The organism is Dactylosporangium salmoneum (assembly GCF_039532525.1).
In the GTDB taxonomy this organism is placed as follows: domain Bacteria; phylum Actinomycetota; class Actinomycetes; order Mycobacteriales; family Micromonosporaceae; genus Dactylosporangium; species Dactylosporangium salmoneum.
Genome location: NZ_BAAARV010000021.1, coordinates 190,168 through 204,128, shown reverse-complemented (window position 1 = coordinate 204,128; position 13,961 = coordinate 190,168). Strand labels below are relative to the sequence as shown.

Annotated in this window: 15 protein-coding genes; 3 read left to right on the top strand and 12 right to left on the bottom strand. The window is 68.2% G+C overall.

Going from position 1 to position 13,961, the window contains the following annotated elements; translation table 11 throughout:
- The first annotated feature begins 348 nt into the window (after window positions 1-348).
- Window positions 349-774, top strand: coding sequence for a hypothetical protein (locus tag ABD352_RS13140; RefSeq protein WP_344612581.1), 426 nt, complete (start codon window positions 349-351; stop codon window positions 772-774).
- Entirely contained in the window at window positions 771-1,277 is a 507-nt protein-coding gene (locus ABD352_RS13135; RefSeq protein ID WP_344612580.1) for a hypothetical protein, read from the top strand. The genes ABD352_RS13140 and ABD352_RS13135 overlap by 4 nt, the downstream gene beginning before the upstream one ends.
- A 1,015-nt stretch (window positions 1,278-2,292) precedes the next feature.
- Here the strand turns inward: ABD352_RS13135 and ABD352_RS13130 are convergent.
- Window positions 2,293-2,508: a hypothetical protein gene (locus tag ABD352_RS13130; RefSeq protein ID WP_344612579.1), complete on the bottom strand. Its 216-nt coding sequence runs from the start codon at window positions 2,506-2,508 to the stop codon at window positions 2,293-2,295.
- An 88-nt stretch (window positions 2,509-2,596) separates the two neighbouring features.
- On the opposite strand from ABD352_RS13130, the gene ABD352_RS13125 reads away from it, so the two are divergent.
- The gene (locus ABD352_RS13125) at window positions 2,597-4,042 is read left to right on the top strand and encodes an IS701 family transposase (RefSeq protein ID WP_344612578.1); all 1,446 of its coding nucleotides are present in this window, start codon (window positions 2,597-2,599) and stop codon (window positions 4,040-4,042) included.
- A gap of 80 nt (window positions 4,043-4,122) precedes the next feature.
- Here the strand turns inward: ABD352_RS13125 and ABD352_RS13120 are convergent, their stop codons facing one another.
- From ABD352_RS13120 to ABD352_RS13070, 11 genes are all read right to left on the bottom strand, one after another.
- Window positions 4,123-4,884: a 3-deoxy-manno-octulosonate cytidylyltransferase gene (locus tag ABD352_RS13120; protein ID WP_344612577.1), complete on the bottom strand. Its 762-nt coding sequence runs from the start codon at window positions 4,882-4,884 to the stop codon at window positions 4,123-4,125.
- 32 nt (window positions 4,885-4,916) lie between these two features.
- A complete protein-coding gene (locus ABD352_RS13115) occupies window positions 4,917-5,465 on the bottom strand; it encodes an NUDIX hydrolase (RefSeq protein WP_344612576.1) in 549 nt (182 codons plus the stop codon).
- A 7-nt stretch (window positions 5,466-5,472) separates the two neighbouring features.
- The gene (locus ABD352_RS13110; protein WP_344612575.1) at window positions 5,473-6,207 is read right to left on the bottom strand and encodes an NAD(P)-dependent oxidoreductase; all 735 of its coding nucleotides are present in this window, start codon (window positions 6,205-6,207) and stop codon (window positions 5,473-5,475) included.
- A gap of 225 nt (window positions 6,208-6,432) precedes the next feature.
- A complete protein-coding gene (locus ABD352_RS13105) occupies window positions 6,433-7,431 on the bottom strand; it encodes an NAD-dependent epimerase/dehydratase family protein (protein ID WP_344612574.1) in 999 nt (332 codons plus the stop codon).
- Window positions 7,407-8,303: a phosphotransferase gene (locus ABD352_RS13100; RefSeq protein WP_344612573.1), complete on the bottom strand. Its 897-nt coding sequence runs from the start codon at window positions 8,301-8,303 to the stop codon at window positions 7,407-7,409. The genes ABD352_RS13105 and ABD352_RS13100 overlap by 25 nt, the downstream gene beginning before the upstream one ends.
- Window positions 8,300-8,956, bottom strand: a complete 657-nt coding sequence (locus ABD352_RS13095; protein WP_344612572.1) for a histidine phosphatase family protein — start codon at window positions 8,954-8,956, stop codon at window positions 8,300-8,302. The genes ABD352_RS13100 and ABD352_RS13095 overlap by 4 nt, the downstream gene beginning before the upstream one ends.
- On the bottom strand, window positions 8,953-9,708 hold the full coding sequence (locus tag ABD352_RS13090; RefSeq protein ID WP_344612571.1) for a phosphotransferase: 756 nt from the start codon (window positions 9,706-9,708) through the stop codon (window positions 8,953-8,955). Before ABD352_RS13090 ends, ABD352_RS13095 begins: the two co-directional genes overlap by 4 nt.
- Entirely contained in the window at window positions 9,705-10,553 is an 849-nt protein-coding gene (locus tag ABD352_RS13085) for a class I SAM-dependent methyltransferase (protein WP_344612570.1), read from the bottom strand. Before ABD352_RS13085 ends, ABD352_RS13090 begins: the two co-directional genes overlap by 4 nt.
- A 31-nt stretch (window positions 10,554-10,584) precedes the next feature.
- Window positions 10,585-11,097 (bottom strand): P-loop NTPase family protein, encoded by a 513-nt coding sequence (locus ABD352_RS13080; RefSeq protein ID WP_344612569.1) that lies wholly within the window; start codon window positions 11,095-11,097, stop codon window positions 10,585-10,587.
- Between the two features lie 93 nt (window positions 11,098-11,190).
- Complete coding sequence (locus tag ABD352_RS13075) at window positions 11,191-12,243, bottom strand: glycosyltransferase family protein (protein ID WP_344612568.1); 1,053 nt, start codon at window positions 12,241-12,243, stop codon at window positions 11,191-11,193.
- A complete protein-coding gene (locus ABD352_RS13070; protein WP_344612567.1) occupies window positions 12,240-13,958 on the bottom strand; it encodes a carbamoyltransferase family protein in 1,719 nt (572 codons plus the stop codon). The genes ABD352_RS13075 and ABD352_RS13070 overlap by 4 nt, the downstream gene beginning before the upstream one ends.
- Between the last annotated feature and the right edge of the window lie 3 nt (window positions 13,959-13,961).

The window sequence follows — 13,961 nt, the reverse complement described above, 5'->3', positions numbered from 1 at the left end:
ACCTCGCAGCCATCCTCATCTGCCACCGCCGACTCACAAAGATCACCAACTGAGACACCGCCTTACTGCCGGACGATCAGGTCTATGCCGCGGCTCGGGAGGTCGACCGCCGGAACCGGGCTGGACGAACCGGCCTCTGGAAGGGCTGCTGCTGGCGGTGAAGGACCTCTTCGACTACGTCAAGGACGTCCCCAACACGTTCGGGTCCCGGCCCTTCCACCAGCTAGGGTTCACCGCCCCGCTTACGTCGATCTACACTCAGCGGCCCATCGACGCCGGCGCGATCGTCGCCGGCAAGACGACGGCCGGCCTCCGGCGCTGCGCGCCGCCGGAGCGACAGTCGCCACCGTGCGCTTCGGCCTGTACCAGATCCAGAACCACCCGCTGCGGTCCGCGACCGGACAGCCCGTCACCCAGGACGACCTGTCCGTACTGCGGGTCATGCTGCAGTCCGCGCTGTGCGCGCACGGACATGACCTGTTCCTCCTCGAAGGCGCCCCATCGACCTGCTCGATCCCGATTCACCGACCAGCTGTCCCCAGATCTCGTCGACATGATCCGCCGCGGCGAAGCGACCTGCGCCGTGGATACCAGCACGCCGCATTCCTGCGTGTCGCGGTCAACACCGTCCTCGAGCGGACTTTCGCCGGCTCCGACCTGATCGTCTGCCCGACCCTCCCGGTCCCGGGCGTGCCGAACGGCCCCATTGGCTACACGTCGGACCGGCATCGATCAACTGCGTCGGCGTCAACACGCTCATCGGCTGGATCATGACCTATCTGACCAACTTCACCGGCCGCCCGAGCCTCACCGTCCCGGCCGGCATGGCCGGCCGGTTCTCGATCGGGATACAGCTCATCGGCCGCCGCGGCGCCGACATCGCGTTGCTCAACGCCGGCCACGCCGTAGAGCGACACCGGACCCTGGTGCACCGATCTGCCCCGACACTAACCAACTCGCGGGCAGGTTTACCCGCATGGAGGCCAGGTCGAAAGTGGATGACCGCCGGGACACCCACGGTGTGTTTCAGCGCGTCGACCGTATCGCTCTTCCATACCCCCCGGTCCCGCACAGCGGAGATCGGCGCCGTGTTTGCCCACGTCGAGGGTTGCCTGGGCTGGCCTGCGATGGCTGCCTGGCGCGGCCGCGGCCAGGTGCTGCTTTTCCCATCCGTCCTCGTCCGTCGTCTCGCGAACCCACTTGCCCGCCTCCTTCTCCTCGTGGTCGGTCAGCTGCGCGGCGTACCAGGCGAGCACGGACTGCGGATCGTCCGGTGACTCGAAGTCGGTGACCGTGCCGCCGCCGCTTGGGTATGCCGAGAAATGCTGCCAGTAGAACTCGCTGAGGGTCAGCTCTCCGGCCGGTGGTGTCCGTATGGCCGAGGAGTCTGCGGGACCAGGCCGGGCCGCACTGTCGGCGACGTGCTTGACAGCCGAGCCCGCCGTTCGGCGCCGGCCACGCCCAGGACGAGAACTTTGCCCTTTCTAATTGCATGCTGAAGATTTTTGCGCGGCGCGAAATTTGAGCATGCTCAAATGAGTACTGCTCTTTTGGGCATACTCAAAAGAGCAGTATCACGACTTGATGATGTGACGGCAGCGATACCGCGCGCTAAGGAAGTGATTACGCTCCGCCATTGGGTAGATTGCCCAGAAGGTCACAGGCAGGGGATTTCTGCCGGTCGCTGTATCACTGCATCGAAAACCGAGTGTGATGGTGGCGACAGTCGGGACCGGGGGAAGTCCTCCGATGGGCAGTTTTCGCAGGTGACGTTTATATAGTCGACGACAGATTGGTCCAGCTGAGGGAATTGCACGTCTGAAATCGCACACGGCAGTCGCGCAGAATGGCGTCTGCCATGTAGCGTGCCTGCAGTGTCGAGCGGGACGCCGCTCTCGATCCTGCAGCATCCCGTATGGGCCTGCTGTATCCGACGGAGCCCGAACAGCAGGAGTGGCACGAACCGATGCGTCTCGCAACACTGCCGCGTCCGGCCTTGCGCGCTCTGAGTAGGAGATCTTGGGGTTGACCGCTGCGAACAGTCGGTCTCTCACGCCCAAGACGCTTCGCTCGACGTGTCCCGGTCGCGTCGCCGGAACCACGGAGTTGATATTGGGGGGAGGTGAGGGACATATGGATTCGTTATCGATTCATGTGCGTGTGCCGCGCAAGGTCGCGGTGCAGGTCATCGTGCTGGTCGTCTGGATCATCGTCCTCACCCTGTAGACCGTGAGCCGAGAGGGCCCCGCTGGCAGCTGCCGGCGGGGTCCTCTCGATGGCCGGAGGAGCGGGCTATCGCTGGTCGCCCGGCTCCTCCGGCCAGTCCCAGTATTCGACCAGGGTGCGGCGGACGCCGACGTCGATCATCGCCTGGCTGCGGTGCCTGCCGACGGAGTGCGGCTCGCTGCCCTCGTCGGCGTTACCCGTCTGGATCGGGTCGAGCAGCAGGCTGCGTACCGAGGCCAGAGTCCACCCGCGCAGGCCGTCGACTTGGTGCGTGATCGCCACCGGACTGCGGTGGAGCGGGGACTCAATGGGAAGTGGGGTCCACACGCGCACCGGATCGAGGCTAGCGGTAGTTTGTTGACTTCGGTGGATGGCTGTGTACGGTTGGCTGACGCTGGTCGTGGGGTTGGTCGGACCGTGTGAGGTGTTGGTGGCTCGGTTGGTGTGTCCACCGGCGGCGGGCCCGTTGGAAGCGTATGCGGCGTTGTTTGATGGGCTGTTTTCCCGGCTGGCGCAGCGGCGGGGGTTTCGGGAGTATCTGAGTGGCCTGTTGGCGCCACGCGATCGGAACAAGACGTTGACCGGCCTGGCCGGCACGGAGCCGGTGGTGGGGGCGCAACACGCGGCGGCGCAACGGTTGCAGTACTTCCTGTCGGAGTCCACCTGGGACGCCGGTGCGGTCAACGACCGGCGGTTGGAACTGCTGCAGGCTGATCCGGCCACCGCCTGGCACGGCGAGGGTGTGTTGGTCATCGACGATTCCGGTGACCGCAAGGCCGGCAGGCGCACTGCCCATGTCGGGCGGCAGTGGCTGGGCCGGTACGGCAAGACCGACAACGGTGTGGTCACGGTGACCACGTTGTGGGCCGACGAGCAGGTCTACTATCCGTTGCACGCTCAGGCGTACACGCCGGCGTCGCACTTCTCGAAAGGGCGCACCGATCCCGGTTTCCGGACCAAGCCGCGCATCGCCGGGCAGCTGGTTGCCGAGGCGGACACGGCCGGTGTGGCCTGCCGGGCGGTGGTAGCCGACTGCGGTTACGGCGATCACGACGAGCTGCGCGGGGAACTGCAGCAGGGCGGCTGGGGGTTCGTGCTGGCACTCAAACCGGCACGGGGCGCGTGGCAGTACGGCGCCGAGGCGTATACCCCGAAAGACGCGGGCCGGGCTGTGCCGTGGAACGGGCCTGACGATCCCGGCAGGTGGAGCCGGGTACAGCGGCGGTTCCGTGACGGGCACACCGAAACGTGGTGGGCGGTTGACGCATCGCTGGGCTGGTGGGGGCCGGACGGGCAGACCCGGCTCGTCGTGGCCACCATCGACCCGGCCACGTTGCCGGACAAGGCGACCTGGTACCTGGCCACCAATTTGCCCCGCCCCGGCGGCCCCCATGCCACCTCCGACAGCCTGCACGAGGCCGCCGATCTGGCCGAGGTGGTGCGGCTATACGGGATGCGGAACTGGATCGAGCAGAGCTACAAGCAGGTCAAAGACGAGCTCGGCTGGGCCGACTTCCAGGTCCGCTCCGCCGTCGCGATTGGGCGTCACCAGAACCTCGTCCACTGCGCATTTTCGTTCTGCTGGAAGGCCTGGTTCGATCACCACCCCGATCAACCGTCCACACTCGACACTCCAAGTGAGCCGAACGCGGACCTGTCACCCGACGGGCCCGCAGAGAGGGGGCCCTTCAACGCCCCAGCCGGTGAAACACCCGTGCTGGCCCAAGACCCTCCGCGCGGTCCGCGTCTGGCTGACCCCGTGGCTACGGCTGCAACGCTGGTGGAAAGCCTGGTCCGACAAGCCCCCACCCACTGAACTCCAACAGCTGCTCGACGCCCTCGCACGCGGCCACGGCATCAACCTCTACCTACCACCATGAAGTCAACAAACTACCGCTAGCGCTGAACGAGGAGGACCTCAGCTCGGGCGAGGTCTTCCGGTGTGTCCACCGCTACGCCGTCGTCCGCAACATGGATCATTTTCACCCCGTGGCCGTGTTCGGTTAGGCGCAGCATCTCCACTCCCTCGGCGCGTTCCAGAGGTCCCGGTTGGAGCTGTCGGAAGCGTTGCAGGGCGGGGCTGGTGAAGCCGTAGAGGCCCAATTGGCGGAGGTACTTGGGCCGTTCGCCCTTGGGGTAGGGGATGGGCTGGCGCGAGAACATCAGGGCCTGGCCTTGTGCGGTGACGACGACCTTGACGACGTTGTGGTCCAGAACGGCACCGACGTCGACCAGTTCGGTGTACGCGTTCACGGCGAGGGTATCGGGCGGCAGGTTCTTTAGTGCCTTCGAGATGGCGTCGATGGCGTCGGGAGTGATGAACGGCTCGTCGCCCTGGACGTTGATGTACGCGTCGGCTGGCAGGCGTTCGGCGACCTCTGCGACACGGTCGGTGCCGGTGAGGTGTTCTCCGGTGCGGATGCACTCGATGCCCAGCTGCTGGCATGCCGCTTCGATGCGTTCGTCGTCAGTCGCCACGACGGTTCCGTCGAGGTGTTTGGCCTCGAGGCAGCGCTGGTGGACGTGCCAGAGCAGTGGCTTGTCGCCGAGGCGGGCCAACGGCTTGCCGGGGAAGCGCGAGGCGCCCCAGCGGCAGGGGATGACGGCAATGTGTCGGCGCGGGCTGGCGTTAAGCGTTCGGGCTGTGGTGTCGGCCACGGCGTCCTCCTGGTGGTCGGGTGAGCCGATGTTCAGGGCAGCAGAGCGAGCTTGGAGCGAACGGTGAGTGATACGGCGCTCGTGAACGTTCGCCATTCGTAGCCGTCGACCTCCTCTTTCTGGAGCTTTACCGCGTGATCGACGGGGAGGAGGAATCCCCAGCGGAAGTCGACGTGGTAGTGGGCCGGCTCGCCCTTTGAGGGGTTCGCGTCGATGGTGTGCACGTCGATGTCGAGGGGCACGTCCTCGTAGCCCGTCAGGGGGACTACGGCGCCTGTCGAGATGCCCATCTCTTCGTGCAGCTCACGGAGGGCGGCGGCGCGAAGGTCGTGGTCGTCCAGTTCGTTGTGCCCTCCGGGGGCCAGCAGTGTCCCGTTCGCCCTGTGGACGATGTGGAGCACGTGGCGGTTGCTGTCGATGACGATGGCGCTGCAGGTCACGTGGGCGGGGAACGTTTTGCGGTGCGTGGGGTCATCCAGGGCGGCCAGTGCGGTGAGCAGGGTTGCGAGGGCGCCGCGTTCGTGTGGGTGCTCGAGATACGCCTCGGTGACGCAGCGGATGTGGTGGACGGAGGGCGGCATCTGGGGTTCACCCCTCAAAGTGGTGGAGCCAGGTTCTGGCGATGGCGTCGCGGTCGGCCGCTGGGATCTCGTGTAGTCCGGGCTGGAAGCGGCCGTGGCTGAGCGCGACCGTCGCGGCGAGTATCTCGGCCTGGACGAGGTGGATGTACGCGCCGACGGCGGCGCCGTGCACGAAGTTGATGGCGCCACCGTCAGCCAGAACGTAGAAGTAGTGGCCGGTGACCTCGTATCGCGTCAATTGGGCGCTGACAGGGCTGCGCTGATAGAGGTCGTGGAGGAGTTCGAGTTCGAGTTCGTCCTCGGTGGAGGTCACGGATCCGAGGTACGCGCCGTTGCGCAGGGCTGCGAAATCGTCCTGTCGCAGGGCGAGATTGCCAGTGGCGCACAAGACGCGGTCCGCGTCGCGTACGGCCTCGCCGGTGGACGCGCTGGTGTGGAAGCCGAGGGAATGTGCCTCGACTCGCTTGATCGGATCGCTGTCGTATACGGTGACGCGCAGGTCTTGGGCGCGCAGGGTCTGGGCGATGGCGCGGCCGATCTTGCCGAAGCTGATGACGCATGCGTTACGGCTGGTCAGGATGTCTCCGCGGGCCCGGACGAGGGCGTCGGTGGAGAATACGATCGACCGGCCAACTAGGTGGTCTTCGCAGTCTTTGAGCGGGGAACGGGCCACGGAGACGACCGGGCACGGCAGGGCGCCGAGTGCCGCGTTCTGCCGGTGTCCGTTCTCGGTGTCCTCCACGACGCCGAGGATGCGGCCGGAAAAACTTGCCCACGAGGGTGTCGAGGCTCGCCGCGAAGTAGCCGCCGATGTTCACCAGGACGACGTCTCGACCAAAGATGCGTGATGACCAGTGTCGTGATCGCGCCGCCGGCGGGGAACTGCGCGGTGATCTGACGGAAGTAGGCGTCCAGCCGTGCTCGGTCGGGACTTTCCATGGCGTCTTCTCTCGGCTCGGGATCGTGGCTACGCGGCTCTGCTGCAGCCCGGCATCTGGGCGGTCATCGCCTGCAGGTGAGCGCGCATCCCGGCGCGGAGATCGACTCGCGGCTGCCAGCCGAGGGTGTCTCGGGCGCGGCTGGGGTCGGCACGGGTGACGAGGACGTCACCGCTGCGCGCCTGGTCCTGCTGGATTTCGATGTCGCGGCCGACGAGGCCGGTCGCGATGTTGATCACTTCCAGCAGCGACGCGTTCGACCCGCCCCCCACGTTGATCACGCCGTTCGCTGCCGGCACGACGGCGGCGGCGATCGTGGCGGCCACGATGTCGTCGATGTAGGTGAAGTCGCGTCGCTGGTGGCCGTCTCCGTACAGGCGAAGCGGCTGTCCGGTCAGGGCGGCCTGCAAGGCGCGGTGGGTGAACATATCGGCGCGCTGGCGGGGGCCGTAGACGGTGAAGTACCGCAGCGCGACGACGCTGGGACCGCTGGACCGCCCGGCGTAGGCGAGGCAAAGGTGTTCCTCGGCCAGCTTGGTCACCGCGTACGGGGAGGCCGGCTTCGGTCGGTCGGCCTCAGCACTCGCGCCGCCGCCGGTCGGCCCGTAGACGCTGGAGGAGGAGGCAACGACCAGTCGCGGGACGCCGACGCGGCTGCACGCTTCCAGGACCCGGTGGGTGGCCAGGACGTTGGACGCGAGGTAGTCGCTGAACTGCGGCCCCCACGACGGTCGCACGCCGGGAACTCCGGCGAGGTGGAAGACCGCGTCCGCGTCGATCAGGAGCGGGTCGATCGCGCAGTCGATGAGGTCGGCGGTGATGCGGTGATACCCCGGGAGCCCTTGTGCGGCGGCGAGGTTCGCGGCGGCCGTGGGGTCGGTGGAAGGATCGCGGCGGTCGATGCCGATCACGGTGGTGCCGGCCTGGGCGAGGGCGCGCGCGAGGTGGGAGCCGATGAAGCCGGCGGAACCGGTCACCACGGCCCGGCGTAGGGCAGCGGCGTTCAGGGGCGGCTCGTGCTGGGGCACGGGAATCTCCAGATGAAGGTGGTCGATGGGAGTAGTAAGGTGAGGCGGGACAGGAGGGTGCGGCCGTGCGCGCTCAGCGTGGGGTCGTTGTCCTGGTGGCCCTTCACCAGGGCGGTGGCTGCCTCGATGGCGCCGAAGGAGTCCAGGAGGCGCTGTTCGGTGTCGGTCAGCGGACGCCCGTACCCGTCGAGGAAGGCGGTTCGGAGGTAGGGTGCGGCTTGCCAGCGTCGGAACTCGAGCCTCGCGAAGTCGCGGACCCGGGCGTCGCGTCGCATGTGCTCGAAGTCGCAGACGCCGAAGACGTCTCCGACCAGCCAGTTGCGGGGCTGGTAGTCGAGGTGGCAGACCGCGCTGTCCATGAGGCTGGTGGCCGGGATGGCTGCATGGTGCTGCAGCAGGGTGCGCTCGGCCGTGTCGATAAGGCCGGCGTGCACGGCCCGTCCGATCCAGCGCTGGAGGCGATCGGCGAGCGCTGCACCGACGGCGCCGTCTTGGGCCATGCAGGTGGCCCGGTGGAGCTTGCCGAGGATGCGGCCGGCCTCGTGATGGGCTAGTTCCTCCTCGGGTGAGTCCGGGACCGCGGTGTCCGCCTGGTCGCCTGCGAGCGCGGTCAGCAGCAGGGTGCGGGTAGCGTCGTCATGGCCGACGAGCTCCGGCGCGTGGCCGTGCACATGGGTGCCCCATGTCCGGTAGGCGTTGCGTTCCCCCACGTATCGGTCGTGCCCGTTGTGCTGCTTGGCGATGAAGCAACGCCCGTCGCCGGTTACCAGACGCACGACGTGAACAGGGAGCTTGGGGTCCGGCACGATCTCGACGGCGCCGAGGATGCCGTGCGCCAGTTGGATCCGGGCATCCTGCGATGTGGTGATCACGGGGTCGGCTCCGGCGCGAGGCGGCTGAGGTGCTCGGTGTCGTTGTGTCGATCGAGCATCCAGCGAGTTTGGCCGAGCCGGTTGCGGTGGTGCTGCCAGCGGGTGATTGAGGCGTGGTGGTGTGTGAAGCCCGCCGGTGAGCCGATGGGAATACCCAGGAGGAGGGTGTGAGCGGTGATCACGGTTTCTCCGTGGGCGGCGAAGACGATGCGTTTGCCCTCGTGCTCCTCGACGAGCCGGCTCAGGTGCTGGCTGGCGCGCGTCAGGTATCCGCTCCATGTGTCGGAGCCAGTGGCCCACGGTGTGTCGGGGTGCGCATGCGGGCCGCCATCCGCGGTTGTCTTGACCGCCTCCCACGATTGGCCGTCGGCGTCGCCGTGGACGGGGCCGTCGAGGCGGTCGTCGATGCGCAGCGGGATCTGCAGCGTCTGGGCGATGATCTCGCCGGTTTGGACGAGGCGAAGCCGCGGACCGGCGTAGACCGTGTCGAATGGCGTCTGCAGGTGCTCACCGGCCAGGCGGCGGGCGGCGTGGTGGACCTGGGTGCGCCCGAGGTTGGTCAGTCCGGTGCAGGAGCGTGGGCCTCCGACGAGACCGTCGGCGTTGCACTGGGCCTGGCCGTGCCGTACGAACACGAGCTCGGTGGTGATCATGGGGTTCCTTGGAGGTGGAGGAGTAGCGACCAGCGGTAGCCGTTGTGCCCGATGTAGGGGGCGGTCAGGACGGCGTGCAGAGTCAGGAAGTCGTCGAGGCGTCTGCGGTCCGTTGCGCCGAGCTGAGCGCCGTAGCCTCCGGCCGCCTCGTTGTACGCGAAGAGGGCGTCGTTGACGGCACGGTCTGCCAGCGGTCCGTACGTCAGATGAAGCGTCGCGATCAGCTTCGCAAGGTCGTATCCCATCGGCGCCAGGGAGAGGTCGTCGGTGTCGACGGTGACGATGTCCCCGGCCGTCGTGATGATGAAGTTCCGGGGATTGCTGTCCTTGTAGAAGGCGAACGGCTCATGCGCGGTTTCGTGCAGCAGGGCGAGCATCGCGTCCAGGGCCTCCGTGTTCGGCAGATAGCCCTGCTCGTGGCGTCGCCGGAGCGCAAGCTGCCGGAGGCCGAGATAGTCGTCGAACGGGGTGCCGTCGTGGAAGTGATGCGGAGTGCGGACCGACGCCGACTGCAGGTCGCTACGCCAGGCGGCACCGTGCGCGTGGCCGAGCAGTTCCGCCATGCGTGGCAGATCCTCGGGTCCTACGCAGCGACCCTCGACCCGCTCGAAGGTTAGGCTGTCCGGTCCGATGGCGTGCAGGTCCGGCTGCCGCATCGGCTTCGCGTGCCCGTCGATCCACCGGTAGTGGCGCACAGCCCTCGCCGCGTGCACCGGTGTCGCGTAGTGCTTGGTGAACAGCGCGCGGCTCACCGCAGCCACCCGTCGTTCGGCCGGCCGACGACGAACGTGATCCGGGACCGGGTCGTGAACGGCTGGTCGGGAAGGCGCTCATGCAGGGCCGCGGCCAGCGCACCGGGGTTGCCGTAGAGGCCGGGCGCGAGGTCGTACTTGGGGCTGGTGGCCAGGTACTGCGCCACGTGGTCGTGGCCGTCGAAGGTGAAGGCGTGCTCCTCGTCCAGCACGGCAATCACGTCGAGTGAGGCGGCGGCCAGGTCAGCGAGGTTGCCGCTGTGCGCTGCGATGTAGAGGCTTTCGCGCTGGTCGGCTCGCGCGTCGAGGCCGGCCGAAGCGACCAGCTGGTCCATCTCTCGGTAGCTGTCGAGTCCCTTGCTGACGAGTACTGCTAGACCCTCGGGGGCCAGGACTCTGGCGATCTGTGCGATGACGTGCTTGGGCTGCGGGGAGTGGTAGAGGCAGAACGCGGCGACGGCGACGTCGCACGACCCGGCGGGCAGCGGAAGGTCGTGGAAGTCCCCTTCGACGAAGTCGATCGTGCTGTCGGGCAGCGATCTGGCGCGCTTGCGGGCCTGGGCGAGCAGGGCGTGGGCGGCGTCCAGGCCGATGACGCGCTGCGGCCGGAGCTGCTCGGCGATGGCCAGGCTGCTTGTGCCGCGACCGCAGCCGATGTCGAGGACCACACCGAGGCGGTCCGGATGGGCGTGGTGGGTCCGCAGCAGGCTGACGATCGTCGCTGGCACGGGGTGGCCGGAGGTCTTTGCGCGCATCAACGCGCTGGTCCGCCCGGCTAGCCGGGCGGCATGTCCGTACAGCTCCTGCTGACGGGCGGGGTCCAGGAACGGGTTGGGCTCGTTCATGCCGCACCCCCGCGGCGGGGGCGCGGGCGGTTCAGGACTGCTCGGCGGCTACTTTCCGCAGCCAGCGGCGCGTCATACGCCGGTTGGCCAGCAGCACGACGTCGGCTCGGCCGGCGGCGAACTCCTCGATCTTCGCCATCACGCGGGGCCGCATCTTGCGGCGGTACGTGGCCACATACTTGATCACGCCCCAGTGGATGCGGTTGTGCACCCCATTGCCCTTGTGCCCGGCGCCGTGGCGGATCTGCCGGGAGAAGATCCCGTACAGCGCCGCCCAGGTCGATACGTCCATCAGAACCACCGTGTCGCAGGCTTCGAGCCGCACCTGCAGCGTCGAGTTGTAGTTGCCGTCGATTACCCACCGTGGCTGCGCGACCAGGTCTCGCTGCAGCTCGGTGAACTTGTCCATGGGCAGCGGGTTCCACGCGTTGTCGTAGAACGCGGCGTCCAGGTGCGTCACCGGCGCGCCGAGGATCTTGCCGAGTTCGCGGGCCACGTGGGATTTGCCGCTGCCTCCGCAGCCGACGATGGCGACCTTGTTCATGTTGCTCCAGCGTAGAGAGGTTCAGGTGTCCGGCGGGGCCGTCCTGCGGGACACGTTCGGATGGCCCGGGTACCCGGGCCAATGTGGTCGGCATCAGACAGCGCTCCGCTTGTTCGCGGTGGTCTGCACGAGCCGGTGCATTGCGTCTTGCAGGGCGTCGAGCTGCTTGTTCAGGCCGAAGAGGTGCAGTCGGTCCACGCATGCGGCGATCAGGTCGGCGTGCTGCTGGCTGCCAGAGATCTCGCGGAGGTACGTCAGCCGTTCGGTCACGTCTGCGCCGGAGCCTACGATCAGCTCACGCGGTACGAACCGGTCCGCGAAGCGGATGTCCGCCGGGGCCAAGGGCAGGCATCCGGCGAGCACGGCTTCGAAGATGCGCTGGGTCATTTGCCCGGCGGCGGCGTATCGCTCGGGCAGCATCAGCACCGTGGCCAGGGACCGGCCGTAGACGCCGGCGGTGGCCTTGAACGGGATCCGGCCGGCGAAGCGAACGTTCGGCCAGCGGTCGGTCTTCGTCCACTTCCCGGCGACCAGATGCTCGATGCGGTCGGCGGCCGGCGCGAAGAACCGGTCGAAGGGCTCGTCGCGGTCGTACTGGTTGCCCACGTAAGCGAGCGCGAGGTCGCGTGGGCGCGCGGCGAGGACGGCGGGGTCGGCCTGCGCGAGGAGATCGTCGGCGACGGGGAAGAGCAGGGAGTGCGCGCCGGGGGTCGGTGCGAGTGCGGCCTCGCAGATGAGGGTGTGTGCGGTGCGGCGCCACATGCTGTCGGCCGGCAGGGTGCGGTCCTTGTCCCAGATCACGGTGGGCGTCTGGTGCCCCACGGTGTAGTGGTCGATGAGTTGGGCCTGGCGGTGCAGGTCACAAGTGTGCCCGGCGCTGCCGCACACTGTGGTGTTGCGGCCGGTGATCGCCCAGCGCCACTCCAGGAACAGCACGTCGATGCCCGGGAGGCCGGCGTCGAAGGCGTACGAGCCGCCGAGGTCGTCGCAGGCTTCGAGACGGTCGCGGTCGGCCTGCAGAAACACGATGTCGTGGCCCCGGCTCAGGAGGGCGTCGATGAGGGGGCGGCGGTGGCTGCGTCCGCCGTCCGGTGTGTCGGTGATGCCGTTGCCGAGGAAGCCCCAGAAGCTGTATCCGATCCTCACTTGGTGATCCACCGCCCTTCGAGGAGCAGGGCGTCGAGGCCGGAGTTGGCCAGGCAGTCCAACGCCATCTGCGGTGTCCCGCAGATCGGCTTGCCCTTGACGTTGAGGGACGTGTTGATCAGCACGGGAACGCCGGTACGGCGGCCGAAGGCGGCCAGTACCGCGTGCATGAACGGGTTCTGCGAGCTGGTGACGGTCTGCAGGCGGGAGGTGTCGTTGGCGTGCACGATGGCCGGTATGAGCTCGCGCGTCTTGTCCGTCACGCCGGAGGCCATGGACATGTATGGGGCCTGCTGGCCGAGGGTGAAGAACTCGCGGGCGTGCTCGGCCAGGACCATGGGGGCGAAGGGCCGGAACGGCTCACGGAACTTCACGGTGGCGTTCAGTCGCTCGACGACGCCGGGCTGCAGCGGTGAGGCGAGGATCGAGCGGTTACCCAGGGCGCGGGGCCCGGCTTCGACGGCCCCCTGGAACAGGCCGACGATGAGGCCGTGGGCCAGCTGGGCGGCGAGGAATTCCGCTTGCCCGGTATCCAGGGTCTGCTGGTTGAGGCCGGGCCAGGGGGTGAGGTCGAGGGGCTTGTCCTCATACGACGGGCCGAGGTAGCAGGTGCGGGCGACACCGGCCACCGGCCGGGGGCTGCGGCCGTCGACGTGCACGGCGAGGGCGGCGCCGATCGCGGTCCCGGCATCACCGGGCGCGGGCGGCACGAACACCTCGTCGAATATGCCGGCCTCGACGATCCTGCCGATGCTTACGCAGTTCGTGGCGACACCGCCCCCGACGCACAGTCGCCGGGAACCGGCCAGCGTACGGGCGCGGCGGGCCAGGTGCACCATGACCTGCTCGGTGCGCTCCTGCAGAGCCGCCGCAAGGTCGCGGTGGACGTCGGTCAGGGGCTCGCTCGGATGCCGTTGGGGGCAGGTCTCGGCGACGAACCGTCGGGACGTGCGTTCGTATCCCGACGTGAGGGTGCGCGGGAGGAAGTAGGCGGGGTCGATGTGGAAGCCGGTCGCGTTGGTGCGGATGGCCTGGGCGAACAGGGCGCGGAAGCGGGCCGGGTCACCCAGGGCGGCCAGCGCCATCGCGGTGCCCTCTTCGTCGCCGCGCCGCCAGCCCAGGTGCTCGGTGACAGCGCCGTACACGTACCCGAGGGAGGCCGGATCGTTGATCGCCTCCAGGGTCTGTGTCCGAGGTCTGAGCGCGGTGTGTCCTCGGGCGATGGTGGTGGTCTGCCGCTCGCCGAGGCTGTCGACCACGAGCACGGCGGCCTCGTCCCAGCCCGAGGCGGCGAAGGCCGTGAGCTGGTGGGCGCGGTGATGCAGGACCGGTGTGACACGGGCGGCGGGGAACTGTCGGGCAATGGCCCGTGTGCGCCGCTGAGTGCGCACGGCCACCTTGGCGAACCCGTGGGCGCGGGCCAGAGCCCGGGCGCGTGTCGCCGCGGAGAGCGCCAGGCGCACGGCAGCGGGTGACTCGGCGAGGTAGCGCGCGGGCTGGAAGTTGTAGGCGACGGCGTCCACGTCGCCGGCGGTCAGCTTGGCCCGGTCGAGCAGCCACGCGACCGCGCGCTCGGGGTAGAGGTTGGTGTGCTTCCGCGCGGAGAGGCGTTCCTCCTCCACGAAGCCGATCAGCTCACCCTCCACCAGGAGGGCTGCCGACGAGTCGTGGGTGTATGAGCACAAGCCGAGGACGACCGAGGGGGTGCGCTTCATGGC